This is a genomic window from Microbacterium sp. LMI13-1-1.1, from assembly GCF_040815625.1.
Classification (GTDB): domain Bacteria; phylum Actinomycetota; class Actinomycetes; order Actinomycetales; family Microbacteriaceae; genus Microbacterium; species Microbacterium forte.
Map to the genome: position 1 here is coordinate 879,603 of NZ_JBFPNL010000001.1, position 25,065 is coordinate 904,667.

Sequence of the window (25,065 nt, forward strand, 5' to 3'; positions counted from 1 at the left end):
CCTGATCAGGCGACGGGATCGTCGCGAAGACTGTGCTGCGGCGCGCGAAGAAGCTCAGCGCGCAGAGCTTGAAGACAATTCTACGACCTCTGCGGCCGCGGCGGCGACGTCCTCGTTCACGATGAGGTGATCGAACTCGTTCTGCGCGGCGAGCTCCACCTTCGCGGTGCGCAGTCTGCGAGCGCGTTCCTCGGCACCCTCGGTGCCTCGACCGACCAGTCTCTGAACCAGTTCGTCCCAGGTCGGCGGCAGCAGGAAGATGAGCGTCGCCGCAGGCTCGGCCTTGCGCACCTGGCGCGCACCCTGCAGGTCGATCTCGAGCAGAACGGTCTTGCCGGCGGCCAGCGCGGCATCGATCGGGGCACGCGGAGTTCCGTATCGCGACCTGTTGTGCACGACCGCGTACTCGAGAAGCTCGTCCTCGGCGATCAGCCGATCGAACTCCGCGTCGTCGACGAAGTAGTAGTGCACGCCGTCGATCTCGCCCGGGCGCGGTGCGCGGGTCGTCGCCGAGACCGACAGATGGATCTCGGGATTGTGCTCGCGGATGTGGGCAGCGACCGTGCCCTTGCCCACAGCGGTCGGGCCGGCGAGCACCAGCAGACGGCTGCGTGCGCCCCGCGGCTGCAGGAGCGGGAAGCGCGTGTCGAGCCACTGCGTGAGCGCCAGCCGTTGCCTGACGCCGAGACCGCCCAGTCGCTTGACCGGCGAGATGTGCAGTTCTGCGAGGATCCGGTCGCGCTTGCCCGCCCCGATGGCAGGGAGGGCGAGCAGGAAGTCCGTGATGCGCATCGATCCCTCGACCGAGTCGGGGTCGGCGGTGGCGCGCTCGAGCACCGACTGCGGGGTGACGACACGCGTCGTCAGATCGCGCTTGAGCGACGCACGGGCGCGGCGCCGCTCGACCGCCTTGCGTGCGGCGGCGGCACGATCGACCTCGGGGACGGGACGGGACTCAGCCACGGCCGGCCTCCCTGTACTCTGCGACGCGGGCGTCGATGGCGGCGGCGAGACCAGCGGGTCCGGCCGAGAGGATGCTGCGGCTCTCGCTCGCGATCACCGCGGGGCTCATCGAGCCGAACCGCCGGTGCAGGTCTGCCGGAGTCGCGCCCTGCGTGCCGAAACCGGGGGCGAGGACGGGTGCCACCGGCGCGAATGCGGCGATGCCGGCATCCGTCCAGTCCACCGTCGCTCCGATGACGAAGCCGAAGCTCCCCCACTCGCCTGCCTCCGAGTGCTCCGCATTGCGTGCCGAGACGACCGAGATGATGTCCGCAGACACGGCGCGGCCGGTCTCGGAGACCGAGCGCTGCAGAGTCTGCGCCTCAGGGTTGCTCGTCGCGGCGAGCACGAAAAGGCCCTTGTCGTGCTCGCCGGCGAGGGCGAAGGCGCCGTCGAGCGCACCGACCCCGAGGAACGGGTTGACGGTCAGGGCGTCGGCCTCGAGCGGAGACCCCGGTGTGAGCCACGCCGCCGCATACGCATCCATGGTCGAGCCGATGTCGCCGCGCTTGGCATCCGCGATCACGATGAGTCCGGCCGCGCGCGCAGCCGCGAGCACCTCTTCGAGGGCCGCGAACCCCGCAGAGCCGAAGCGCTCGAAGAACGACACCTGCGGTTTCACGATCGCGGCACGGCCAACGGCGGCCTCGACCGTGCGCAGCCCGAACTCGCGGACGCCGGAGGCGTCGTCACCGAGCCCCCAGTCCGCGAGCAGCGCCGCATGCGGGTCGATACCCACGCACAGCGGGCCGTGCGCCGCGAGGGCGGCACGGACCCGTTCGCCGAAGCGTGCGCTCACAGAGCGGCCTTCCGGTCGAGTGCGTACTCCTGAAGGCTCTTCACCTGGAAGCCCTCGTGGGCTGCATCCATGCCGCTCACCGCTGCGCCGAGCACTGCCATCGTGGTGAACAGCGCCTTGTCGGCCGCGACGGCCGCCGCACGGATCTCGTAGCCGTCGGCACGCGCCGCTCCACCCGAAGGCGTGTTCACGACGATGTCGATCGACCCGTCGTTGATGAGGTCGACGATGTTGGTCGCGCCCGACTCCTGGGTCTCGCTGTACTTCTCGACCACGGTCACCGCGATGCCGTTGCGCGAGAGGATCTCGGCCGTGCCCTCGGTGGCCACGATCGTGAACCCGAGCTGCTGCAGACGGTGGGCCGGCAGGATCACCGCGCGCTTGTCGGAGTCGGCCACCGAGATGAACACGGTGCCCGAGGTCGGCATCCCTCCGTACGCGGCCGCCTGGCTCTTCGCGAACGCGGTCGGGAAGTCGCGGTCGATGCCCATGACCTCGCCGGTCGAGCGCATCTCCGGGCCGAGGATCGAGTCGACGGTCTTGCCGTCGGCCGTGCGGAACCGCTTGAAGGGAAGCACGGCCTCCTTCACCGAGACGGGGGCGTCGAGCGGCACACGAGAGCCGTCCTGCTCGGGGAGCATGCCCTCGGCGCGGAGCTCGGCGATGGTCGAGCCGACCATGATGCGGCTCGCGGCCTTCGCCATCGGGATGCCCAGCGCCTTCGAGACGAACGGCACCGTGCGGCTCGCGCGCGGGTTCGCCTCGATGACGTAGAGCACGCCGGCGCTGATCGCGAACTGCACGTTGAGCAGACCGCGCACGCCGACACCCTTCGCGATCGCGAGGGTCGCCTCGCGCACCCGGTCGATGTCGGTGCGGCCGAGCGAGACCGGCGGCAGCGTGCAGCTGGAGTCGCCCGAGTGGATGCCGGCCTCCTCGAGGTGCTCCATCACGCCGCCGATGTACAGATCGGTGCCGTCGTACAGCGCGTCGACATCGAGCTCGATCGCATCGTCGAGGAATCGGTCGACGAGCAGGGGCTTGCCCTCCTCGATGATGACCTCGCCCGCCGTGCGCACGAAGTACTCGCGCAGCGACTCCGCGCTGTAGACGATCTCCATTCCCCGGCCGCCGAGCACGAAGCTCGGACGGACGAGCACGGGGTAGCCGATCTCGTCGGCAACGGCCACCGCGGCGTCAGCGTTCACAGCGGTGCCGTGACGCGGTGCGATGAGAACCGCCGAGTCGAGCAGCTGGGAGAACAGCTCGCGCTCTTCGGCGATGTCGATGGCCTCGGGGCTCGTGCCGAGCACGGTGTAGCCCGCGGCCTCGATGCCCTTGGCGAGACCCAGCGGCGTCTGGCCGCCGAGCTGGCAGACGACGCCGAGGATGGTGCCGCTGGCGGCTTCCGCGTCGAGCACCTCGAGCACGTCCTCGAGCGTCAGCGGCTCGAAGTAGAGCCGGTCGGACGTGTCGTAGTCGGTGGACACGGTCTCGGGGTTGCAGTTGACCATGATGGTCTCGAAGCCGGCATCCGACAGCGCGAAAGACGCGTGCACGCAGGAGTAGTCGAACTCGACGCCCTGGCCGATGCGGTTGGGACCGGATCCGATGATCACGACCTTGGTGCGATCCGATGGCATGACCTCGGTCTCGAAGTCGTAGCTCGAGTAGTGGTACGGCGTGAGAGCCGGGAACTCGCCGGCGCAGGTGTCGACCGTCTTGTACACGGGGCGGATGCCCAGGCCGTGGCGCACACCGCGGATCTCGGCCTCGTCGTCACCCCGGAGCTGTGCGATCTGCGCGTCGGAGAATCCGTGCTCCTTGGCATAGCGCAGCGTGGCCGCATCGAGCTCGGGCGCCGTGCGCACGGTCTCGGCGACCTCGTTGATCAGCACGATCTGGTCGATGAACCACGGGTCGATCGCGGTCGCCTCGAACGCCTGCTCGACTGTCGCACCCTTGCGCAGCGCCTGCTGCAGGGTGACGATGCGACCGTCGGTCGGGATCTTCGAGATCTCGAGCAGCTCGTCTGCCGAGCGGTTCTCCTCGCCCCAGTGGAAGCTCGAGCCGCGCTTCTCGAGCGAGCGCAGCGCCTTCTGCAGCGCGGTCGCGTAGTTGCGGCCGATCGCCATGGCCTCACCCACCGACTTCATGGTGGTCGTCAGCGTCGCATCGGCGGCCGGGAACTTCTCGAACGCGAATCGCGGCACCTTGACGACGACGTAGTCGAGCGTGGGCTCGAAGCTCGCCGGGGTGACACCCGTGATGTCGTTGGGGATCTCGTCGAGACGGTAGCCGAGTGCGAGCTTGGCCGCGAGCTTGGCGATCGGGAATCCGGTGGCCTTCGAGGCGAGGGCGCTCGAGCGCGAGACGCGCGGGTTCATCTCGATGACGATGATGCGGCCGTTGCTGGGGTCGACGGCGAACTGGATGTTGCAGCCACCGGTGTCGACGCCGACGGCGCGGATGATGTCGATGCCGATGTCGCGGAGCTTCTGGTACTCGCGGTCGGTGAGCGTCAGAGCCGGGGCGACCGTGATCGAGTCGCCCGTGTGCACGCCGACCGGGTCGACGTTCTCGATCGAGCAGACGACCACCGTGTTGTCGGCGGTGTCGCGCATGAGCTCGAGCTCGTACTCCTTCCAGCCGAGGATCGACTCCTCCAGGAGCACCTCGGTGGTCGGCGAATCGCGCAGACCGGCCCCGCCGATGCGGCGCAGGTCCTCTTCGTCGTATGCGAAGCCCGAGCCGAGACCGCCCATCGTGAACGAAGGGCGCACGACGAGCGGATAGCCCAGCTCGGCCGCACCCTCGAGCAGGTCGTCCATCGTGTGCGCGATGATGCTGCGGGCGACGTCGGCTCCGGCGTCGAGCACGAGCTGCTTGAAGATCTGGCGGTCCTCGCCCTTGTTGATCGCCTCGAAGCTCGCGCCGATCAGCTCGACGTCGTACTTCTCGAGGATGCCGTGGTTGTGCAGCTCGATCGCGGCGTTCAGGGCGGTCTGTCCACCGAGAGTCGGAAGGATCGCGTCAGGGCGCTCCTTCGCGATGATCGTCTCGATGACCTGCCACGTGATCGGCTCGATGTACGTCGCGTCGGCGAAGTCGGGGTCGGTCATGATCGTGGCCGGGTTGGAGTTGACCAGGATGACCCTGACGCCCTCTTCGCGGAGCACGCGGCAGGCCTGGGTGCCGGAGTAGTCGAACTCGCAGGCCTGACCGATGACGATCGGGCCGGAGCCGATGACGAGAACGGAGTTGATGTCGTCGCGCTTGGGCATTACTTGGCGTCCTTCTTGCTGGCGATGACCATGTCACGGAACCGGTCGAAGAGATAGTTGGCGTCGTGCGGGCCGGCGGCGGCCTCCGGGTGGTACTGCACCGAGAACGCCGGGATGTCGAGGGCGCGGAGGCCCTCCACGACGTTGTCGTTCAGACCGACGTGGCTGACTTCGACCCTGCCGTAGCCGTGGGGGCTGTCGAACGAACCCTCCAGCGGCGCTTCCACGGCGAAACCGTGGTTGTGCGCGGTGATCTCGACCCGACCGGTCGACTTGTCGAGCACGGGCTGGTTGATGCCGCGGTGACCGAACGGCAGCTTGTAGGTGCCGAGGCCCAGCGCTCGGCCGAGCAGCTGGTTGCCGAAGCAGATGCCGAAGAACGGCAGCCCGTCGTCGAGGACCGCGCGGAGCAGTTCGACGTGGTCACCGGAGGCCGCGGGATCGCCGGGGCCGTTCGAGTAGAAGACCGCGACCGGATCGATCGAGCGGATGTCGTCGATCGTGACGTTCTGCGGCAGCACGTGCACCTCGAAGCCGCGGGCTGCCAGATTGTCGATCGTGGCCTGCTTGACGCCGAGGTCGAGGACGGCGAGGTTGCCGACCCGCTCCCCCATGGCCGTCGTCACCGTGGCGACGTCGACAGAGACCTGCGACGAGAGGTTCTGACCGGCCATCTCGGGGGCTTCGCGCACGAGCCGCAGCTGCTCTTCGGGGTCGATCTTTGCGGCGTCGCCCGAGAACACGCCGCCGCGCATCGAGCCGGCCGAGCGGATGTGTCGGGTGATCGAGCGGGTGTCGATGCCGCTGATGCCCACGATGCCGTCTCGCTCGAGGATCTCGTCGAGCGAGGCGTTGGCTCGCCAGTTCGAGACGACGCGCGAGGGGTCGCGGACGATGTAGCCGGCCACCCAGATGCGACGGGACTCGCGGTCTTCGTCGTTCATGCCGGTGTTGCCGATGTGCGGTGCCGTCTGCAAGACGATCTGGCCTGCGTACGAGGGATCGGTGAGGGTCTCCTGGTAGCCGGACATGCCGGTGGCGAAGACGACCTCGCCGAAAGTGGTGCCCCGCGCGCCGTATGCACGGCCCGTGTGGCGGGTCCCGTCTTCGAGGACGAGGACGGCGGGTTCGGGGAGGGCTGTCATGACGTTGCTCCTGTGTCGGGGGCGGCGGCGTCGTCCGTGGCCGGGACGAGGCGCTGCAGTTCTGAGATGAAGTTCTGGGGGTCGCCGTCTGTCAGGCGGAGGTACGAGTCGACGATCGTGTCGTCGTCTGCGCTCCAGGCGACGCGGACGAGTCCGCCCGGTTCCACGACGCGGTCGATCGTCACGGTCGCACGATCGACGCTCGCGAGCCGTGCGGAGGCGAGGAAGACCGTCGGCGCCCCGTCGAGGCAGAGCGCGAGGCCGCGATCAGTGACGGCGACCTCTCCCCTGGCTCGGTAGGCGAGCGGGTGCAGGGTCAGCCGCTCCAGCGGCTGGTCGTGCTTGGTCGTCGAGACGTAGAGCACCTCACGACGGGCGATCACCTCGGCGTGCTCCGGCACTCCGAGGGGCGCCGAGAGACCAGAGTCGCGTCGGAGTCGTCGTCGCCACGCGGTGAACATGACGACGAGCACGAGCGCCGCCACGGCGATGGTGATCGCGATGGCGATGTCGCGTGCGCTCATGCGTTCAGCTCCTCGACGACGTCTGCGCCGTCGACCGTCAGGACTCCGCGGTGCACCGTGAATTCGACGCGACCGGGGAGGTCGCGGCCGAGGTAGGGCGAGTTCACGCTGCGACCGTGCAGGTCCGATTCGGTGAAGACGCCGGCGACGGACGGGTCGTAGAGGGTGATCTGCGCGGGAGCACCCGCCTCGAGAGGCAGCCCGTGGCCCGAGAGACGGCCGATCCGCGCGGGCGCGGCGCTCATCACCCGAGCGACGTCCTCCCAGCCGATCAGGCCGGTATGCACCATCGACTGGTGCACGACGCGCAGCGCGCTCTCGAGTCCGACCATGCCGTTGGCGGCGGCCTGCCACTCGCACGACTTGTGCTCGCTCGGGTGCGGCGCGTGGTCGGTCGCGACGATGTCGATGGTGCCGTCGGCGAGGCCTTCGCGCACCGCCAGGACGTCCTCCTCACGACGCAGCGGCGGATTGACCTTGTAGCGCGCGTCGTACCCGCGCACGAGCTCATCGGTGAGGAGCAGATGATGCGGAGTGACCTCGGCCGTGACGTCGATGCCCCGCTTCTTGGCCCAGCGGATGATGTCGACGGAGCCGGCCGTGGACAGGTGGCAGACGTGCAGACGCGATCCGACGTGCTCGGCGAGGAGCACATCGCGGGCGATGATCGACTCCTCGGCGACGGCCGGCCATCCGGCGAGGCCGAGCTCGGCCGAGACGGTGCCCTCGTTCATCTGGGCGCCCTCGGTGAGGCGGGGGTCCTGCGCGTGCTGCGCGATGACGCCGCCGAAGGACTTTACGTACTCGAGCGCGCGACGCATGATCAGCGGGTCGAAGACGCAGAATCCGTCATCGCTGAAGACGCGAACCTGCGCACGGGATGTCGCCATCGCACCGAGCTCGGCGAGTCGGTCGCCCTTCTGCCCCACGGTCACGGCGCCGATGGGCTGCACGGTCGCGTACCCGGCCGCTTCACCGAGCGCGAGCTCCTGCTCCACGACGCCCGCGGTGTCGGCCACCGGAGACGTGTTCGGCATGGCGAACACGGCGGTGAACCCGCCGGCCGCGGCCGCCCTGGTGCCGGTGAGGATCGTCTCGGATGCTTCGTAGCCGGGTTCGCGCAGATGGGTGTGCAGATCGACGAGTCCAGGAAGTGCCACCAGGCCGTCGGCGTCGATGACCCGCGCACCCCCACGGCTCAGCCCGGTGCCGATCTCGGTGATCAGACCGTTCTCCACGATGATGTCGGCGCGCTCGGCACCGAGAAGCTGTGCGCCGGTGATGACGAGGGTCTCGCTCACTGGTCTCCCCCTCGTTCGTCGTCTCGTTCTCCTGCAAGGAGCAGGTACAGCACCGCCATGCGGATGGACACCCCGTTCGTCACCTGTTCCAGCACGGTCGAGCGCGGGGAATCGGCGGCTTCGGAGGAGATCTCCAACCCTCGGTTCATGGGTCCGGGGTGCATGACAATGCTACCGTCCGGAAGGCCGGCCACACGCAGTGCGTCAAGACCCCATCGTCTGGAATACTCCCGCTCAGTGGGGAAATATGCGGCGTTCATGCGCTCGAGCTGGATGCGGAGCATCATCACGGCGTCGGGCCCCTCGGCTAGAGCCTGGTCGAGGTCGTAGACGACCCTGGCGGGCCAGAGCGAGACGTTCTGCGGCACCAGGGTGGGCGGAGCGACCAGGGTCACCTCGGCGCCGAGTGTGGCGAGCAGCCAGACGTTCGATCGCGCGACCCGCGAGTGCAGCACGTCGCCGACGATCACGACCCGGATGCCGGCGAGATCGCGACCGCGGCTGTCGGCGCCGAAGCGCCGTTTGCGGATCGTGAACGCGTCGAGGAGCGCCTGGGTCGGGTGTTCGTGCGTGCCGTCGCCGGCATTGACCACCCCGGCCGAGATCCAGCCGCTGGTGGCGAGTGTCTGCGGCGCACCTGATGCAGGGTGGCGGATGACGACCGCATCCGCGCCCATCGCCTGCAGCGTCTGGGCGGTGTCCTTCAGGCTCTCCCCCTTGGAGATGCTCGACCCCTTGGCCGCGAAGTTGATGACGTCGGCCGACAGACGCTTCGCTGCGGCCTCGAACGAGATGCGGGTTCGCGTCGAGTCCTCGAAGAAGAGGTTCACGACGGTCTTGCCGCGGAGGGTCGGGAGTTTCTTGACCTCGCGTGACTGCGTGTCGGACATGTCCTCGGCGACGTCGAGGATGCGCAGAGCCGTCTCGCGATCGAGGGTGCGGGTGTCGAGGAGGTGTCTCATGCTTCGATCGTCACCTCCTCGGCGCCGTCATGTTCGGCCAGCCGCACGTTGACTCGCTCCTGACGGGACGACGGGATGTTCTTGCCGACGAAGTCGGGCCGGATCGGCAGTTCGCGGTGACCCCGATCGACCAGGATCGCGAGGCGCACGATCGAGGGACGGCCGATCGACTGCAGCGCATCGAGCGCAGCGCGGATGCTGCGACCGGAGAAGAGCACGTCGTCGACGAGGACGACCGTCTTGCCGTCGATGCCGCCGGCGGGGATGTCCGTCGGACGAGGGGACCGCGTCGGCTGCTTCGCGAGATCATCCCGGAAGAGTGTGACGTCGAGCGCTCCCACGGGAACGGCGGTCTGTGCGATCTCACCGATCACAGCGGACAGGCGATGGGCGAGAGTGACTCCGCGGGTCGGAATTCCCAGCAGGACGAGGTTCTCAGCCCCCCGATTGGATTCGAGGATCTCATGTGCGATGCGGGTCAATGCCCGCGAGATATCGGCTTCGTGCAGCACAGTTCGTGCACTCATCGGCCGCTCCCTTCTCCGCCTCACAGGACGGTGTTAAAGGTTGCTTGATTGACCCAGTCTAGCGCGACTCAGCGCCACTCCAGGACTTCACGCACGACCGCCTGCGAGGCGGGCGAGCCGTCGTTCGCTATGCCAGAGAGCGACTCGTGCGAGAGCATCGCGCCCTCAGCCCCGGCGGCGGCGGTGATCTGTTCCAGGGCGGATGTGACGCGTGGTGCCGCTGCGCGCGCATGCGTCGCATCTCCACGTGCCGAAGTGTGCGGGAAGACGACGAGCTCGGCCACGCCGACGGCGACGGGGCGAGCTGCGGCCACGACGAGCGTCGGGGGCAGCACGGGCTGCAGCGCGTGGGGCAACGGGAAGGGCAGTTCATCGGTCAGCAAGCCTCGCCACCAGCTGCGTTTCGAGCCCTTCTCGTCGCCGATCTCGAGCGCGGTCGCCGTCCACTCCGAGCCTCGCGCGCGGAGCCTGCCGTCGAAGTCGTCGTCGCGGCGCTCGAAGCCCACGCCGGTCAAGAAGTCCGCGGCGATGCGCACGAGTCGCTCGGAGTCGGATCGCACGATCCATCGCGCACCGCGCAACGGCCCCTTGTACTCGAGCCGCGTCGTTCGGGCATCACGACCCGATCCCTGCGGATGCGGGGTTCGTGACACGTCAGCTGGCCTCGCTGAGCACAGCGTCGCTGACCTCGTCGATCTTCGTGGAACGGATGGGGTGACCGCTCGTCGACAGGCAGCGACCGGTCTTCAGGTCCCACTTCCAGTCGTGCATGCTGCAGGTCAGGATGCCGTCTTCGTCGACCTTGCCGGTCTTGGTCAGGTCGGCACGCAGGTGCGGGCAGCGGCGCTGCACGACCCAGTCGCCGATCTCGGCGTCCTCGGTCTGATCCGTCTGCTCCTGGTACCAGTTCTCGACGTACTCGATGCGGTCGACCGAGAGGCACTTGAGGAACGTCGTCAGGAACTCGTTGAACTTGCCGCTGCGTCCCACCTGGAACTGCATGGAGAGGAAGATCGAGTTCGACCAGTCGATCTCATGATCGCGGATGTTCGTCGAGACGAGATCAGCGGGGATCGTGTACCAGTAGATGCACTCCTCGCCCGCATACTCGCGGACCTTCGCCCGAGGGAAGTCCACGACCATGTCGAGGTCGCCGATCCTGAATCGCACGCAGCCACCGACTCCGAGGCGGATGGTGCGCGACTTCTTCAGCAGCGGCTCCCACCAGGTCTTCAGCTCCTCGAGCATCTCGGCGGCAGGAAGGACCTCTGCGCGAGAAGCCTCCTCATCGAGGATCTCCTGCTGGCGGGACGCCCGCTGCTCTTCGAGGTAGTCCCACTTCTCATCGAAGATGTGGGCGAGCTCCGCCTCGGAGTACAGCGTCTGCTCGGTCGACACATGACCGGCATCGACGGTCACGACCGTCCCCGGAACGAACAGATGCCCGTCGTACTGCGGCGAGAGCTCCTTCATGTGGGCGAGGAACTGCTTCTGGTCCGTGAAGATGGACTCACCGTTGCGTCCGACCCCGTTGAAGTCGAAGAGATCGTCGCGCAGGAACATGGGCGGCCCTGCCATCGGGAAGACGTGCGGAGCATCCACCTTGTCGATGTAGTACATCGCTCGCTTGTTCTGCGCGTCTCGCTTGAGCTTCGCGAAGTTCTGCTTCGCGTCCATCGGCAGGTCGTAGACCATGGGCCACCAGATCGCACCCGAGACCTGCGTGAAGTACGCGTCGGGCTTGCCGAAGTGCAGCAGCGTGTCGAGGTCGAGGGGGTGGGAGTCGTTCTGGTTGAGCACCGATCCGGTGCCGTCGTCGACGCTCAGCGACGAGTCGCCGATGGGGCCGTCGCTCGGCGCTCGCAACGGCGTGATCATGATCTTGAGATCGCCGCGCTCGATGATCCTGCCCGCCGGCGCGTAGGTGATGTTCGTGTATCCCAGCGCTCTGATGTCCTGTTCGAGGTCATCGATGGGGTACTCGGGCAGCAGCACCTCGATGTCCTTGCGGATGTAGCGCTCGAGCAGCGTCGGGTCGAAGTGGTCGCGGTGCCGGTGCGAGATGTAGAGGAAGTCCGCCTCGCGGCCGAACCGCTCCCAGTCGAGCGCACGGTTGTCGGGGAACGGGAACCACGAGCCGAAGAACGAGGGCCCGAGAACCGGGTCGCAGATGATGTTCCCGCCGACTGTCTCGATGAACATCCCGGCGTGGCCGAGTCCCGTGATCCGCATGCATTCCTCCTGAAGTGAACCGTTCGATTCTACCGACGGGGTGCTGGACGGATGCGGTGACCCGGCCGGAACAAATCAGGCCTCGTCGAACAGACCCTTGATGTCGTCGGCCGTGAGCGACTGCGCGAAGAGCTCGTCGTCGTCCATCACCGCGGTGAAGAGCCTGGCCTTGCGGCGCTGAAGCTCGAGGACCTTCTCCTCGATCGTGCCGGTCGAGATCATCCGATAGACGAACACCTGATTCGTCTGCCCGATGCGATGCGTGCGGTCGATCGCCTGCTCTTCGGCGGCCGGGTTCCACCAGGGATCGAGAAGGAAGACATAGTCGGCTTCGGTCAGCGTGAGTCCGAACCCACCGGCCTTCAGACTGATCAGGAACACCGGCTGCTCCCCCGCCTTGAACCCGTCGATCACCTGCTCTCTGCGCCGCGTCGAGCCGTCGAGATGCGCATACGGGATGCCGGCGGCCTCGAGACGAGCAGCTGCGAGATCGAGGAACGAGGTGAACTGGCTGAACACGAGCGCGCGGTGCCCCTCGGCCTGCAGCTCGACCACTCGCTCGAGAAGCGTGTCGAGCTTGCTCGAGCCGATGTCCGCATCGGCTTCGTCGACCAACGCAGGTGCGAGGCTCAGCATCCGCAGCAGCGTGAGAGAGCGGAACACGATGAAGCGGTTGCGATCGAGATCGTCGATCAGCCCCAGGACCTTCTGACGCTCGCGCTGCAGCACGACGTCGTAGAGCGCCTTGTGCTCCGGGCTCATCTCGACCTCGAGAAGCTGCTCCTGCTTGGCAGGGAGATCGGGCGCCACGAGCTCCTTCGTGCGCCGCAGCATCAGAGGCCTGACGCGACGACGGAGCTGGGCGAGGCGCCGAGCGCGATACTCGCCGCCCTCCTCGTTCTCGGGGACCTTCCCCTTCTCGATCGGCTGGATGTACCGGTCCTTGAACTTCCGCGCCGAGGGGAAGAGCCCCGGCGCGGCGAGTTTGAGAAGCGACCACAGCTCGGAGAGGCTGTTCTCCATCGGCGTGCCGGTCACGGCGTACGTGACGTCGGCACGGAACGTCGAGATGGCGCGGTGGAGTCTCGTCTTGGGGTTCTTGACGAACTGGGCCTCGTCGAGGATCAGCCCGGCCCACTCGACCTCGCGGAACTCCTCTTCGTCGAGTCGTGCGACCGTGTACGAGCTGACGACGAGATCGCTCGACCGTGCCGCCGCCCTCAGCACGTCAGCTCGTTTTCCGCTCGTGCTGTCGACGATCGACACGCGAAGCCCCGGAGTGAATCGCGCGGCCTCCGACCGCCAGGTGCTCAGCACCGACGTGGGCGCGAGCACGAGGAACGGCCGCGTCTCGCCGGCATCCCTCGTGTGCTGCACGAACGTCAGGAGCTGCAGGGTCTTGCCGAGACCCATGTCGTCGGCGAGGATTCCGCCCAGCCGATGACGCCACAGGAAGACCAGCCAGTCGAAGCCGGTCTTCTGATAGGGGCGCAACTCCGCCTGAACCCCCTCGGGAACGGGCGTCGGGGGGACACCGGTGGCCTGACGAAGCCCGTCAGCCGTGGCGCGCCAGCTGACGGCAGGCTCGGCCTCGTCTGCGAGATCCTCGAACTCCTCCCAGAGATCGGTCTGGTAGCGACTGATCCGGGGGCCCGTCTCCCACTCGTCGAGCTCGCCCGCCTCCTCGATGAGGTCACGGAGACGATCCAGCGACGGGTGGTTGAGTGAGAAGTACCCGCCATCGGAGAGGAGCAGCTTCTTGCGCCCCTTGCTCAGTGCCGTGAACAGCGGCCCGAAGGGGATCGTCCGGCCGTCGATCGTCACGAGGATGCCGAGATCGAACCAGTCGGAGTCCGTCGACTCGACGGTCGTGACCTTGACCTGCGGATCACCGGTCAGCTCGCGGTACGCCTTGCGCTCTCCGCTCGATTCGACGCGGACTCCCACCGCCTCGAGCGCGGGAACCCCCTCCGCGACGAACGCCGCCGCGTCGATGTCATGGAAGGAACCGCTCGGCCTGAAGCTCGTCGTACGGAACTCCTGCCACGCAGCCTCGATCGCCGCCCTCTTGGCGGTCTCGACGGCGGCGTCGCGCACTGCTGCGTCGTTCCAGGCGAACGGCACGCGCCCGAACTGACCGTATGACCATTCGAACGTGTAGCTCACGACATCGCCGCGCTCATAGCTGACGGTCAACACGGGCTCCGGCTCGGGAACTTCGGGGAGCGCGACCGCGCCGACCGTGCGCACGGTGCTTCGTCTCGCCAGCAGCGGATACGCGTCGGCGATGAACGCCTTCTCGTCGTCGGAGGGCACGACGATCGGATCGGGTGCCGCGAGCAGTGCGCGCGTCTGCTCGCTCAGCGACACCTCGGCGAGGACGATCTCGATCCGTGCGCCCACGAGGCCGACCGAGTACACCCCCGTGCGGCCGATCGGATGCACCTCCCGGTCAGGAACCTCTCGATCGTCGATGCGCACGTCCGCGGACACCGCCAGAGAGCCGTCGTCCGTTCGAGTGATGCGTGTCGAGACCTCTGCGCCGGCCGCGATGCGCACCGAGGCGCTCTTCTGACTCGCGACGAGCGGGATGCCGAGCTCGGCGCCCGATCGGAGGTGCCGCCAGAGCAGAGGGGACTCGACCTGGTCGAGGACGAGCCATTCGCCGGCGTTGCCGGAGAGCAGCGAATCCCGCGAGATGCTGAGCAGGTCGCCGAACCAGCGGTTCTGATCGCGGCCGAACTGTGAGGCGTCGCGCCGGACGGCATCCCAGCCTGCGCCTCCCTGGATCCAGGCGCCGGTCTGCGCACTGCGCATCATCGGACGGATCGCCAGCAGCAGCTCCCCGTTCGGGCGTGCCAGATCGCGTGCCGTCGCAGCACGAACGGGGCGTGGCCCCCAGTGGTTCTCGTTGCGGGACTCGCGGTGCCGCAGCTCGATCCCGAGCGCGAGGCGCTGGGGGTGCCGAGAGACCGACGGGTCGAGCAGGCTGCGCCACGACGTCGTTGCAGCGCTGCGGGGCGCGGCCGACTCCGGTTGAGCGTCGGGCTGACGCTGAAGAGCCGCCGCCTGCTGGGAGTACTCGTGCACGTTGGACGCGAGCAGCGTCGCGACGACGTGCTTGCAGCCGCTGCCCACCGGGCACGAGCAGCGAGTCGTCCTCGGACGCCTCGTCCCGTTCGATGAGTGGAAGAGGATCTCGGTCACATACTGGGCATCGGAGCTGCCGCGAACATGCCCCTCGAGTTCGAGGAGATCCTCATGCCAGACCACGTCGAGCACGTTGCCCTCGCGAAAATAGGCGAGACCGCGTTGATAACCACCCGCATCGGTGATCTGCATGAGATCCCGAAGATCGACGTGCGGCGCGGGCATGACCCCATCCTTCCCAGGGCCTCCGACATCTCGGAGACCGCGTCCTGAGTCGTCGCTCAGGCCGCGCGAGAGACGCGCGCGAGCACGCCGTGCACGAATGCGCCCGAATCGTCGGTGGAGAACTCCTTGGCGAGTTCGACCGCCTCATCGATGGCGACGGCCGTCGGCACCTCGGCGTTGAACAGGATCTCCCAGACGCCGATGCGCAGCAGCGCGCGGTCGACCGCGGGCATCCGCTCGAGCTTCCAGTCTCGACTGTGCGTCGTGATGAGCTCGTCGATCTCGTCGCGGTGGTCGATGATGCCGTCTACGACTTCGCGCGCGTACAGCCAGGAGGCCTCGCGGGCGGGTTCGCTCGCGGCGCGCTTGGCTTCGGCGGCCAGGGCCACCGCGACCTCGTCGCCACGGACGTCGGCGGAGAACAGGATGTCGAGTGCGCGCTTGCGCGCCTTCGTACGGGCGCTCACGCCTTACTTCTCGCGACCGAGGTAGTCGCCGGTGCGCGTGTCGACCTTGACCTTGGTGCCGGTCTCCACGAACAGCGGCACCTGGATCTCGTAACCCGTCTCGAGCGTGGCTGGCTTGGTGCCGGCCGACGAGCGGTCGCCCTGCACGCCCGGCTCGGAGTAGGTGATCTCGAGGATCACGGACGCCGGCAGATCGATGTACAGCGGGTTGCCGTTGTTGAGCGCGATCGTGACCTGCTGGTTCTCGAGCAGGAAGTTCTTCGCGTCGCCGACGGTCGCCGCGGGGACAGTGATCTGGTCGTAGTCGGTCTGGTCCATGAAGACGTACCCGTCACCATCGGTGTACAGGTAGGTGTAGTCGCGACGGTCGACGTTCTCGATCTCGATCTTCGCGCCGGCGTTGAACGTCTTGTCGACGACCTTGCCGCTCATCACGTTCTTGAGCTTCGTGCGGACGAACGCGCCGCCCTTGCCGGGCTTGACGTGCTGGAACTCGACGACGCTCCAGAGCTGCCGCTCGATGTTGAGGACGACGCCGTTCTTGATGTCTGCGGTAGATGCCATGCGCTGGACTTTCCGTTTCTAGAGTCTGGGGGCCGCTCGCGTCCGAGGTGGACTGGGGTGGGCCGAGAGTCGATTCTACGCGATGAGCGCTGCGAGCTGCCGCACAGCGCTCGCGTAGCCGTCGACGCCCTCGCCGATCACACGCACCGCTGCCACATCGTGGAGGTAGGAATGGTGCCGGAACTCCTCCCGCGCGTACACGTCGGAGATGTGCACCTCGGCGAACGGCAGAGCGACGCCGGTCAGGGCGTCGCGCAGCGCCACACTCGTGTGCGTGAGCCCGCCCGGGTTGATGATGATCGCAGTGCAGTCCTCCCTCGCGGCGTGGATGGCATCGATCAGCACCCCCTCGTGATTGCTCTGCAGCGCCCGGAGCTCGAAGCCCTCCGCCTCGGCGGCCGCAGCGGTGAGCTTCTCGACATCGGCGAGTGTCGCCGTGCCGTAGACCTCGGGCTCGCGGCTGCCGAGCAGGTTGAGGTTCGGACCGTTGACGAGCAGGATGCGACGGGTCATTCGCCGATCTCCTGGTAGGCGGCGAAGAGCAGCGACTCGTCCGGCGCCTGCAGCACGGTGGGCTTGGCGATGTCGTCGAGGAGGATGAACCGCAGCATGCCACCCCGGCTCTTCTTGTCGCGCTGCATCGTCGCGAGCAGCTGTGGCCATGCACCGGCACGATAGCCGGTCGGCAGCCCGAGCGAGTCGAGGATCGTGCGGTGACGCTCGGCGGCGGAGTCCGACAGTCGGCCGGCGAGTCGCGACAGCTCAGCCGCGTACAGCATGCCGATCGAGACGGCCGCACCGTGGCGCCAGCGGTATCGCTCGGCATGCTCGATCGCGTGGCCGAGGGTGTGGCCGTAGTTGAGGATCTCGCGCTGGCCCGCTTCGCGGAAGTCGTCGGAGACGACCTGCGCCTTCATGTCGATGGCCAGTTCGATCGCCCGACGGAACTCGGGTGTCGTCGAGTCGACGGCGCGCGCGGGGTCCGCTTCGATGATGTCGAGGATCTCGGGGGCCCAGATGAATCCGGCCTTCACGACCTCGGCGAAGCCCGCGGTCGCCTCGTTCGGGCTGAGGCTGGCGAGCTCGTCGAGGTCGCCGATCACCGCGCGAGGTGCCCAGAAAGCGCCGACGAGGTTCTTGCCCTCGGCGGTGTTGATCCCGGTCTTGCCGCCCACCGATGCGTCCACGAGGCCGAGCACGGTGGTGGGCACCTGGACGAGCTGCACCCCCCGCAGCCAGGTCGCCGCGACGAAGCCGGCGAGATCGGTCACGGCGCCGCCGCCGTATCCGACGACGGCGTCCGAACGGGTGAAGTCGGCCTGTCCCATCACCTGCCAGCAGAAGGCGGCCACCTCGATGCGCTTGCCCTGCTCGGCATCAGGCACCTCTGCGAGCAGAACCTCTCGCTGACCGTTCTCGACGTCGGCGAGCAGCCGATCCCGCAGCTCCGCCGCGCGGGCGGCGAGCGTGGGCGGGTGGACGACGAGGACCTTGCGCACTCCGGGATCGAGCGCCTCTGACACCCGGTCGAGGATGCCGCGTCCGATGGCGATGTCGTAGGGGTTCTCCCCCGTCACGCTGATGGTTGTCGTACTCATCCCAGTTCTCTCCTCCATGCCACGATGTCGTCGGCTATGCGCTGCATGGGGCGCCGTGACGTGTCGAACGTCACGGATGCCACCTCGTCATACCAGTCTCGACGTTCTTCGAAGATCTGTGTCCAACGCCCGACGGGGTCATCGCCCGCGAGCAGGGGGCGTCCGCCGCTGTGGATCCGATCGGCGACCGCCGCAGGGGTCACGGTCAGGAACACGACCGGGTGCTCGATCAGCAGCGTGCGGGTGGCCGCGTCCGTCACGGCCCCACCGCCGAGAGAGATCACACCGCCCGCCCCCAGAGCCTCTGCGACCGCGGCGCGCTCGAGCGCGCGGAAGTGCGCCTCACCGTGCTGCTCGAAGATCGCCGGTATCGGGCCGTATGCTGCGACCACGCGCTTGTCGGTGTCGACGAACGGCACGCCGAGCTTGCGCGCGACGCGACGCCCGACGCTGGTCTTGCCGGCGGCCATCGGACCGACGAGCACCAGCGTCAGCGGATCAGCCTCGCTCGTCATGCGCGATGAGCGCCGCCTCGGACGCGGGCGTCGTGCGCAGCTCGGCCGGGATCGCCGCGAGGTAACCCTCGAGGTTGCGGCGGGTCTCGCCGATGCTGTCGCCCCCGAACTTCTCGAGCACGGCATTGGCGAGTTCGACGGCCACCATGGCTTCGGCCACCACTCCGGCCGCCGGCACGGCGCACACGTCAGAGCGCTGATGGTGTGCGGTGGCGTCCTCGCCCGAGGCGACGTCGATCGTGCGAAGAGCATGCGGCACCGTGGCGATCGGCTTCATTCCCGCGCGCACGCGCAGCACCGTTCCGGTCGACATCCCGCCCTCGGTGCCTCCCGCGCGGTCCGAGCCGCGCGAGATGCCGTCTGCGGTCGCGAACAGCTCGTCGTGAGCGGCGGAGCCGCGTCGGCGCGTGGTCTCGAAGCCGTCGCCGACCTCGACGCCCTTGATCGCCTGGATGCTCATGAGGGCCTGTGCGAGACGTGCGTCCAGACGGCGATCCCAGTGCACGTGCGAGCCCAGTCCGGGCGGAAGACCGTATGCGAGCACCTCGACGATCCCACCGAGGGTGTCGCCGTCCTTCTTCGCGTCATCGACTTCCTCCACCATGAGGGCGGAGGTCGTCGCGTCGAAGCAACGCAGCGGATCGGCATCGAGCGTGTCGACGTCTTCGGGGGTCGGAAGCGGAGCGCCGTCCGGCACGCGTACCGGCCCGATCGACAGCGTGTGGCTGACGAGGCGGATGCCCAGCTCGCCGAGGAACGAGCGGGCGATGGCGCCGAGGGCGACCCTGGCAGCCGTCTCTCGTGCGCTGGCACGCTCGAGGATGGGCCGTGCTTCGTCGAAGTCATACTTCTGCATGCCCACGAGATCGGCGTGTCCTGGCCGCGGGCGGGTCAGCGGTGCGCTCCGGCCACGGGACTTGTCTGTCAGCTCGACGGGTTCGGGGTTCATGACCTCGATCCACTTCGGCCACTCCGTGTTGCCGATGCGGAGAGCGATCGGGCTGCCGAGGGTCTTGCCGTGGCGGACGCCGCCCGAGATCGTCAGCTCGTCCTGCTCGAACTTCATGCGCGAGCCGCGCCCATAGCCGAGCTTGCGACGTGCGAGATCGGCCTGGATCGCCTCGGAGGACACAGGGACGCCTGAAGGCAGACCCTCCATGACGGCAATGAGTTCTGGGCCGTGCGATTCGCCGGCCGTGAGCACGCGGAGCATTGCTCTAGTCTCCCACGCCTTTCGACTCGGATCGTGCCGCGTGACGACCGGTGACTACAGAACGGCCTTCATCGCGGCGACCACGGCCTCCTCGGAGGGCAGCGGAACGCTCTGGTCGCCGTGCAGGAAGATCCGGACCTGCCGCACGGCCTGGCGCAGCAGCATCCCCTCACCGGAGACGGCGCGGCCGTCGCTCCATGCCGATGCGAGAGCCGACGGCCACGGCGAATAGGCGACGTCGAACAGCACTCCCCCGCTCGCAGACAGCCGCGCAGAGGTCGAGGGATCGAGCGCCGTGCCACCGGGCAGCGTCGCCACGGTGAGCCCGACGTCGGGCAGGTCGGCATCGAAGGGAGACGCCGAGATCGTGACACCGAGCCGATGCCCGAGAGCCACGACCGCGGCGGCGCGTTCAGGTCGGCGTGCCCGCACATCGATCGAGCGGGCTCCCGCCTCGACGCACGCGACCAGAGCGGATGAGGCCGTGGCACCGGCGCCGAGGATGCGGACCCGGTCGATGTCGAGCAGACCCTGCTCACCCAGGGCATCGACGATCCCGCCGACATCGGTGTTGAACCCGCTGATCCCACCGGTCAGCAGGAGCGTGTTGACCGCTCCGGTGAGGTCCGCGTAGCGATCGTGCGTTCGCGCGGCTCGATGGGCCTTCTCTTTGAGGGGCATCGTGAGCGAGAGCCCCCGCCACGAATCGTCCAGAGTCTCCAGCGCCTCGATGAATGCCGCCTCGTCGACTCGGCGGCGCGTGTACTCCCAGTCGAGACCGAGTGCGGCGTATGCCGCGGAGTGCAGCTGGGGTGACTTGGAATGCGCGATCGGGTCTCCCCACACCGCGAGGCGCCGCTGGGTCATCCGGCCGAGCATCCCCCGTCAGGATTCTCCTGGCACCACTGCTCCCACTTCTCGACGCCCTGGAGGTGCTCCTCATAGGTGACCGAGAACTGGGTCTCGCCGGTGGCGAGGTTCGTCGTCACGAAGTACAGCCACGGACCGTCGGCGGGGTGCATCGCTGCATCGATCGCCGCAAAGCTCGGGCTGGCGATCGGTGTGACCGGCAGGCCGGTGTGCACGTAGGTGTTCCACAGGTTGTCGTCCTCGAGCGCCTCGGCGGAGCTCGAGACGACACCCTCGTGGAGCGAGCCGTATCCGTATTGCGCCGTCGAGTCCATCTGCAGCTTCATGTCGATGTCGAGACGGTTCTCGATCACGCGCGACACCTTCGGGAAGTCTGCGGTGAGGCCCTCGCGCTGGATGATCGACGCGATCGTCAGCACGCGCTGCGCATCCTCGGCGGGCACCCCGGCCTCCGTCAGCGCTTCCTTCGTGCGATCGACCATGCGCTGGATCACCTGCGTGGCCGTCACCTCCGGATCGAACGTGTAGACGGCCGGGAAGAGCCACCCCTCGAGGCTCTGCGCGCTGACACCGTAGGTCGCAGGATCCGCGTCGACCGCAGCCTGAAGCTCTTCGACGGGCATGCCCAGAGACTCGGCCATGTCGGGCAGCGAGGATTCGATGGTCGCGCCCTCGCCGACGCTGGCGGAGTTCTCGCGCTTGTTCTCGGGGTTCTGCAGCGCCTCGAGCGCCGCTTCGGCCGTCATCTTCTCCTTCAGGGAATAGATGCCCGGATAGAAGGTGACCGCGATGTTCTCGGTGACGAGGTAGTCGTAGAAGACATCCTCCGTGCGCGTGACGCCGGCTTCGTGCAGCGCCGCCGACACGGGGGCGCCGGTGTCGCCCTCATGGATCGTGACGAGCACCTCGCCGGTGGCCATCCCCGGCTCCCAGTCCTTCGGATCGCCCCAGCCGAGGGCATCGCTGATCTTGTCACCGTACGCGTTCCACGCCCAGACGCCTGCGCCGACGATGCCGCCGATCACCGCGAGGACGATGACGAGGGCGACGAGGCACCCTGTGCGACGCTTCTTCTTCGCCGGCGGTCGGTTGCCGGTGTGGTCCTCGGGATGTCCGTGGAAGAGGTCCTCCAGACGGCCGCCTGCCGCGGAGCCGTCGCCGGCCCGGGCCGGAGCACCGTCGCCGGTCGGCCCGCCCGACGGGGCGTCGGAGGCTCGCTCCGCGGAGGCCGTCGGATCCGCCGAAGGCGTCGACACGGCGGGGTCCTCGGCAGCGGCCGTCGGCATCGCTCGGGTCGACACGTCCTCACCCGTCGACGTGTCCGCGGACGGGCGTGCAGGGTCAGTGGACGACTGCGCGGCGGCGGCTTCGCGTGCCGCTCGACGAGACCCGGGCGCGGGTGGCGTGTTGTCCACCGTCGGGATCTGCTGCGCCGGGTCGGGAAGGTTCTCGAACAGGTCACCCAGGCGGGCGTCCGGATCGTGCTGGGGCGAAGCACTCTCACGTTCGGGCATTATCGGGGGGACTCCTCGTCGAGCGGAATCGTGGCACCGGTCGGGTTTCCGGTGCTCTTCTCCGTGTCGATCGCCTGCTGCAGCAGGACCACCGCGGCGATCTGATCCACAATGCTACGAGAGTTCTTCTGTGTTCTGCCCGAAGAACGCAACGCGGCGTGTGCAGTGACCGTGCTGAGCCGCTCGTCCACGAGCCGCACAGGAGTGCCTGTGCGAGCCTGGAGGGCGACCGCGAACTCACGGGAATCCGTCGTCGATGCCGTATCGGCACCCATCAGGTTGACGGGCAGTCCGACGACGAACTCGAGCACGTCGTAGTCCTCGGCGATCGTGGCGATCCGGTCGATCGCCTGCTCGTTCCGCTGCACCGTCTCGACGGGCACCGCGAGCATGCCGTCCGGATCGCAGCGAGCGACCCCGACGCGCGCCCGCCCGACATCGATGCCGATGCGCACCCCGCGGCGGAATCCGCTCACGCTGACTGCAGCTCCTGCGACACGGCCTCCAGCGCCGACTGCAGAGCTGCGACATCGGTCCCACCGCCCTGAGCGACGTCATCACGACCGCCGCCGCCTCCACCGAGCACCGAAGCGGCGCGCTTCGCGAGCGCTCCGGCCTTGGCACCGGCCGCACGGGCGGCGTCGTTCGTCGCGACGACCACCACAGGGCGACCGTTGACCGAGGCCCCGAGCGCGACGACGGCGGCGTCGGAACCGAGGCGGTCCCGGACAGCGAGGACGAGCTCGCGCACGTCATCGGCCGAAGCCACCTCGCCGAGCGACTGCGCAGCGACCCGGAAGGCGCCGACGCGGCTCGCCGCATCGGCGATGGCGGGAACACGACCCGCGCGCTCCTTGGACTCGAACTGCGCGATGCGCTTCTCCGCCGCCTTGAGGCTCGCGGAGAGATCGGCGATGCGCTCGGCGAGCTGATCGCGAGGGGTCTTGAGCGAGGTCGTCAGCTGCGACACGAGCGCACGCTCTGCCGCGAGCTCGCGGAACGCATCCTGACCGACGAGCGCTTCGATGCGTCGGTTCGACGCACCGACGGACGATTCGCCGACGACGCTGACGAGACCGATCTCCGCGCTCGTGCTGACGTGGGTTCCCGCGCACAGCTCGCGAGACCACGGCCCTCCGATGTCGACCATGCGCACGACATCGCCGTACTTCTCGCCGAAGAGAGCCATGGCTCCGGCATCCTTCGCCTCATCGAGCGTCACGATTCGTGTCGTGACCTCGAGGGCGTCGTTGACGGCGCGGTTGGTGATCTCCTCGATCTCGGTGCGCGTGTCAGCCGAGAGCGCCTGCGACCACGAGAAGTCGAACCGCATGTAGCCCGCACGGTTGAGCGAACCGGCCTGCGTCGCCGTCGGACCGAGGGTGTCGCGGAGCGCGGCGTGCACGAGGTGCGTCGCGGAGTGAGCCTGGCGAGCCGCGCGTCGATTCGCCGCATCGACGACGGTGGTGGCCGCATCGTCGACGGCGACGACACCGCGGGTGACCTCGACGGTGTGACTGATGAGTCCGGGCACCGGGCGCTGCACGTCGAGCACCTCGAGCTCGTACCCGGGGCCGACGATCACGCCCTTGTCGGCGACCTGCCCACCGGATTCGGCGTACAGCGTGGTCTCGGCGAGCACGACCTCGGCGATCTGCCCCTCTGCGGCGCTGCGAACGGTGTGGCCGTCGACGAGGATTCCGAGGATGCGCGAGTCGACCTCGAGCTCGGAGTATCCGTCGAAGCCCGTCTCGCCCAGAGCCCGGAGATCGCGGTACACGGAGACGTCCGCGAGCTGACGCTTGCGATTGCGTGCATCGGCCTTGGCGCGCGAGCGCTGCTCCTGCATGAGGGTGTCGAACGCCTCGCGGTCGACCGCCAGACCCGCTTCCTCGGCGACCTCGAGCGTGAGATCGATCGGGAAGCCGTAGGTGTCGTGCAGCAGGAACGCCTCGGAGCCGCTCAGCGACGCTCCGCCGCTCTTCTTCGTCTCATCGAGCGCGAGGTCGAGGATCGTGGATCCCGATGCCAGCGTGCGGCGGAAGGTCTCCTCCTCGGCGATCGCCGAAGCGGAGAGAGTCGACCACTCCTTCTCGAGCACGGGGTAGGCGGACTTCATCGCGTCGCGCGAGGTGGCGAAGAGCTCGGGGAACACCGGCTCGTCGACACCGAGCAGACGCATCGAGCGCACAGTGCGACGCATCAGGCGTCGGAGGATGTAGCCGCGGCCCTCGTTGGACGGGCGAACGCCGTCCGACAGCAGCATGAGCGACGAGCGCACGTGGTCGGCGACCACCCGGAAGCGGACGTCGTCTTCGTGCACGGCTCCGTAGCGTCGACCCGAGAGCTCGACAGCACGGTCGAGCACCGGGCGCACCTGATCGGTCTCGTACATGTTCTCGACGCCCTGCTTGAGGAAGGCGACGCGCTCGAGTCCCATGCCGGTGTCGATGTTCTTCTGGGGCAGCTCCCCCACGATGTCGAACTCGGTCTTGCCCCGGATGTTCTCGATGAAGTCCTGCATGAACACGAGGTTCCAGATCTCGAGGAACCTCGAGTCGTCGGCGGCCGGGCCGCCATCCTTGCCATATGCGGGGCCGCGATCGAAGAAGATCTCGGAGTCCGGTCCACCGGGGCCGGGCTGGCCGGTGTTCCAGTAGTTGTCGGCGCGCCCCAGACGCTGGATGCGCTCGGGCTTGAGGCCGATGATGTCACGCCAGATGGCCTCGGCCTCGTCATCCGTCTCATAGACGGTGACCCAGAGGTCCTTCTCGTCGAAGCCGAGGCCGCCGTCGGCCTCGGAGCTCGTCAGGAGTTCCCACGCGTAGCGGATCGCACCCTCTTTGAAGTAGTCGCCGAACGACCAGTTGCCCATCATCTGGAAGAAGGTGCCGTGACGCGCGGTCTTGCCGACCTCTTCGATGTCGTTGGTGCGGATGCACTTCTGCAGATCGGCGATGCGCGGATGCGGTGCGGGCACGACCCCGGTGAGGTACGGGATCATCGGCACCATTCCGGCGACGGTGAACAGGAGCGACGGGTCGTCGCTGACCAGCGAGGCCGAGGGGACGATGAGGTGGTCGTTCTTCTCGAAGAAGTCGAGATACCGCTCCGCGATCTCCGCAGTTTTCATAGGGGTGCCAGGTGTCCTTGCGTACAGGGTGTGGAAGGGC

At 68.0% G+C, this 25,065-nt stretch carries 21 protein-coding genes; all 21 read right to left on the bottom strand.

The genetic code is table 11. The features are described from left to right. Positions 1 to 54 precede the first annotated feature (54 nt). The gene (gene gmk / locus MRBLMI13_RS04260; RefSeq protein ID WP_042536630.1) at positions 55 to 963 is read right to left on the bottom strand and encodes a guanylate kinase; all 909 of its coding nucleotides are present in this window, start codon (positions 961 to 963) and stop codon (positions 55 to 57) included. Then, positions 956 to 1,801, bottom strand: coding sequence for an orotidine-5'-phosphate decarboxylase (pyrF, locus tag MRBLMI13_RS04265; protein ID WP_079112811.1), 846 nt, complete (start codon positions 1,799 to 1,801; stop codon positions 956 to 958). Before pyrF ends, gmk begins: the two co-directional genes overlap by 8 nt. Further along, on the bottom strand, positions 1,798 to 5,085 hold the full coding sequence (gene carB, locus MRBLMI13_RS04270; protein WP_367820190.1) for a carbamoyl-phosphate synthase large subunit: 3,288 nt from the start codon (positions 5,083 to 5,085) through the stop codon (positions 1,798 to 1,800). The genes pyrF and carB overlap by 4 nt, the downstream gene beginning before the upstream one ends. Beyond that, positions 5,085 to 6,230 carry a glutamine-hydrolyzing carbamoyl-phosphate synthase small subunit gene (gene carA, locus MRBLMI13_RS04275; protein WP_367820188.1) on the bottom strand — a complete coding sequence of 382 codons (1,146 nt, stop codon included), beginning with the start codon at positions 6,228 to 6,230 and terminating at the stop codon, positions 5,085 to 5,087. The genes carB and carA overlap by 1 nt, the downstream gene beginning before the upstream one ends. Beyond that, positions 6,227 to 6,754, bottom strand: a complete 528-nt coding sequence (locus MRBLMI13_RS04280; protein WP_042536626.1) for a hypothetical protein — start codon at positions 6,752 to 6,754, stop codon at positions 6,227 to 6,229. The genes carA and MRBLMI13_RS04280 overlap by 4 nt, the downstream gene beginning before the upstream one ends. Continuing rightward, complete coding sequence (locus tag MRBLMI13_RS04285) at positions 6,751 to 8,055, bottom strand: dihydroorotase (RefSeq protein ID WP_367820186.1); 1,305 nt, start codon at positions 8,053 to 8,055, stop codon at positions 6,751 to 6,753. Before MRBLMI13_RS04285 ends, MRBLMI13_RS04280 begins: the two co-directional genes overlap by 4 nt. Beyond that, on the bottom strand, positions 8,052 to 9,017 hold the full coding sequence (locus tag MRBLMI13_RS04290; RefSeq protein WP_367820184.1) for an aspartate carbamoyltransferase catalytic subunit: 966 nt from the start codon (positions 9,015 to 9,017) through the stop codon (positions 8,052 to 8,054). Before MRBLMI13_RS04290 ends, MRBLMI13_RS04285 begins: the two co-directional genes overlap by 4 nt. Beyond that, positions 9,014 to 9,544, bottom strand: a complete 531-nt coding sequence (gene pyrR, locus MRBLMI13_RS04295) for a bifunctional pyr operon transcriptional regulator/uracil phosphoribosyltransferase PyrR (RefSeq protein ID WP_042536623.1) — start codon at positions 9,542 to 9,544, stop codon at positions 9,014 to 9,016. Before pyrR ends, MRBLMI13_RS04290 begins: the two co-directional genes overlap by 4 nt. A 68-nt stretch (positions 9,545 to 9,612) precedes the next feature. Continuing rightward, positions 9,613 to 10,197 (bottom strand): hypothetical protein, encoded by a 585-nt coding sequence (locus MRBLMI13_RS04300; RefSeq protein WP_042536622.1) that lies wholly within the window; start codon positions 10,195 to 10,197, stop codon positions 9,613 to 9,615. A gap of 1 nt (position 10,198) precedes the next feature. Continuing rightward, the gene (locus tag MRBLMI13_RS04305) at positions 10,199 to 11,776 is read right to left on the bottom strand and encodes a Rieske 2Fe-2S domain-containing protein (RefSeq protein ID WP_042536621.1); all 1,578 of its coding nucleotides are present in this window, start codon (positions 11,774 to 11,776) and stop codon (positions 10,199 to 10,201) included. Positions 11,777 to 11,851: 75 nt separating this feature from the next. Continuing rightward, entirely contained in the window at positions 11,852 to 15,151 is a 3,300-nt protein-coding gene (locus MRBLMI13_RS04310) for an SNF2-related protein (RefSeq protein WP_367820181.1), read from the bottom strand. Between the two features lie 56 nt (positions 15,152 to 15,207). Beyond that, on the bottom strand, positions 15,208 to 15,618 hold the full coding sequence (gene nusB, locus MRBLMI13_RS04315) for a transcription antitermination factor NusB (protein ID WP_042536620.1): 411 nt from the start codon (positions 15,616 to 15,618) through the stop codon (positions 15,208 to 15,210). A gap of 3 nt (positions 15,619 to 15,621) precedes the next feature. Next, positions 15,622 to 16,182, bottom strand: coding sequence for an elongation factor P (gene efp / locus MRBLMI13_RS04320; protein ID WP_042536619.1), 561 nt, complete (start codon positions 16,180 to 16,182; stop codon positions 15,622 to 15,624). A gap of 75 nt (positions 16,183 to 16,257) precedes the next feature. Then, positions 16,258 to 16,695: a type II 3-dehydroquinate dehydratase gene (gene aroQ, locus MRBLMI13_RS04325; protein ID WP_056376921.1), complete on the bottom strand. Its 438-nt coding sequence runs from the start codon at positions 16,693 to 16,695 to the stop codon at positions 16,258 to 16,260. Continuing rightward, positions 16,692 to 17,780, bottom strand: a complete 1,089-nt coding sequence (gene aroB / locus MRBLMI13_RS04330) for a 3-dehydroquinate synthase (RefSeq protein WP_079112815.1) — start codon at positions 17,778 to 17,780, stop codon at positions 16,692 to 16,694. Before aroB ends, aroQ begins: the two co-directional genes overlap by 4 nt. Beyond that, entirely contained in the window at positions 17,777 to 18,295 is a 519-nt protein-coding gene (locus MRBLMI13_RS04335; protein WP_079112816.1) for a shikimate kinase, read from the bottom strand. Before MRBLMI13_RS04335 ends, aroB begins: the two co-directional genes overlap by 4 nt. Next, positions 18,279 to 19,508, bottom strand: a complete 1,230-nt coding sequence (gene aroC, locus MRBLMI13_RS04340; RefSeq protein ID WP_042536615.1) for a chorismate synthase — start codon at positions 19,506 to 19,508, stop codon at positions 18,279 to 18,281. Before aroC ends, MRBLMI13_RS04335 begins: the two co-directional genes overlap by 17 nt. Before the next feature lie 54 nt (positions 19,509 to 19,562). Beyond that, the gene (locus MRBLMI13_RS04345) at positions 19,563 to 20,375 is read right to left on the bottom strand and encodes a shikimate dehydrogenase family protein (RefSeq protein WP_367820177.1); all 813 of its coding nucleotides are present in this window, start codon (positions 20,373 to 20,375) and stop codon (positions 19,563 to 19,565) included. Continuing rightward, positions 20,372 to 21,892, bottom strand: a complete 1,521-nt coding sequence (gene mltG, locus MRBLMI13_RS04350) for an endolytic transglycosylase MltG (protein ID WP_367820175.1) — start codon at positions 21,890 to 21,892, stop codon at positions 20,372 to 20,374. The genes MRBLMI13_RS04345 and mltG overlap by 4 nt, the downstream gene beginning before the upstream one ends. Continuing rightward, entirely contained in the window at positions 21,892 to 22,368 is a 477-nt protein-coding gene (gene ruvX / locus MRBLMI13_RS04355) for a Holliday junction resolvase RuvX (RefSeq protein WP_056376932.1), read from the bottom strand. Before ruvX ends, mltG begins: the two co-directional genes overlap by 1 nt. Continuing rightward, entirely contained in the window at positions 22,365 to 25,025 is a 2,661-nt protein-coding gene (alaS, locus tag MRBLMI13_RS04360) for an alanine--tRNA ligase (RefSeq protein ID WP_056376934.1), read from the bottom strand. Before alaS ends, ruvX begins: the two co-directional genes overlap by 4 nt. Positions 25,026 to 25,065: the final 40 nt, after the last annotated feature.

Excerpts from the sequence above, each read along its gene's own strand:
- carB (WP_367820190.1), bottom strand. The coding sequence starts at position 5,085 with ATGCCCAAGCGCGACGACATCAACTCCGTTCTCGTCATCGGCTCCGGC.
- carA (WP_367820188.1), bottom strand. The coding sequence starts at position 6,230 with ATGACAGCCCTCCCCGAACCCGCCGTCCTCGTCCTCGAAGACGGGACC.
- MRBLMI13_RS04280 (WP_042536626.1), bottom strand. The coding sequence starts at position 6,754 with ATGAGCGCACGCGACATCGCCATCGCGATCACCATCGCCGTGGCGGCG.
- MRBLMI13_RS04290 (WP_367820184.1), bottom strand. The coding sequence starts at position 9,017 with ATGAGACACCTCCTCGACACCCGCACCCTCGATCGCGAGACGGCTCTG.
- pyrR (WP_042536623.1), bottom strand. The coding sequence starts at position 9,544 with ATGAGTGCACGAACTGTGCTGCACGAAGCCGATATCTCGCGGGCATTG.
- MRBLMI13_RS04305 (WP_042536621.1), bottom strand. The coding sequence starts at position 11,776 with ATGCGGATCACGGGACTCGGCCACGCCGGGATGTTCATCGAGACAGTC.
- MRBLMI13_RS04310 (WP_367820181.1), bottom strand. The coding sequence starts at position 15,151 with ATGCCCGCGCCGCACGTCGATCTTCGGGATCTCATGCAGATCACCGAT.
- efp (WP_042536619.1), bottom strand. The coding sequence starts at position 16,182 with ATGGCATCTACCGCAGACATCAAGAACGGCGTCGTCCTCAACATCGAG.
- aroQ (WP_056376921.1), bottom strand. The coding sequence starts at position 16,695 with ATGACCCGTCGCATCCTGCTCGTCAACGGTCCGAACCTCAACCTGCTC.
- aroB (WP_079112815.1), bottom strand. The coding sequence starts at position 17,780 with ATGAGTACGACAACCATCAGCGTGACGGGGGAGAACCCCTACGACATC.
- MRBLMI13_RS04335 (WP_079112816.1), bottom strand. The coding sequence starts at position 18,295 with ATGACGAGCGAGGCTGATCCGCTGACGCTGGTGCTCGTCGGTCCGATG.
- aroC (WP_042536615.1), bottom strand. The coding sequence starts at position 19,508 with ATGCTCCGCGTGCTCACGGCCGGCGAATCGCACGGCCCAGAACTCATT.
- MRBLMI13_RS04345 (WP_367820177.1), bottom strand. The coding sequence starts at position 20,375 with ATGACCCAGCGGCGCCTCGCGGTGTGGGGAGACCCGATCGCGCATTCC.
- mltG (WP_367820175.1), bottom strand. The coding sequence starts at position 21,892 with ATGCCCGAACGTGAGAGTGCTTCGCCCCAGCACGATCCGGACGCCCGC.
- alaS (WP_056376934.1), bottom strand. The coding sequence starts at position 25,025 with ATGAAAACTGCGGAGATCGCGGAGCGGTATCTCGACTTCTTCGAGAAG.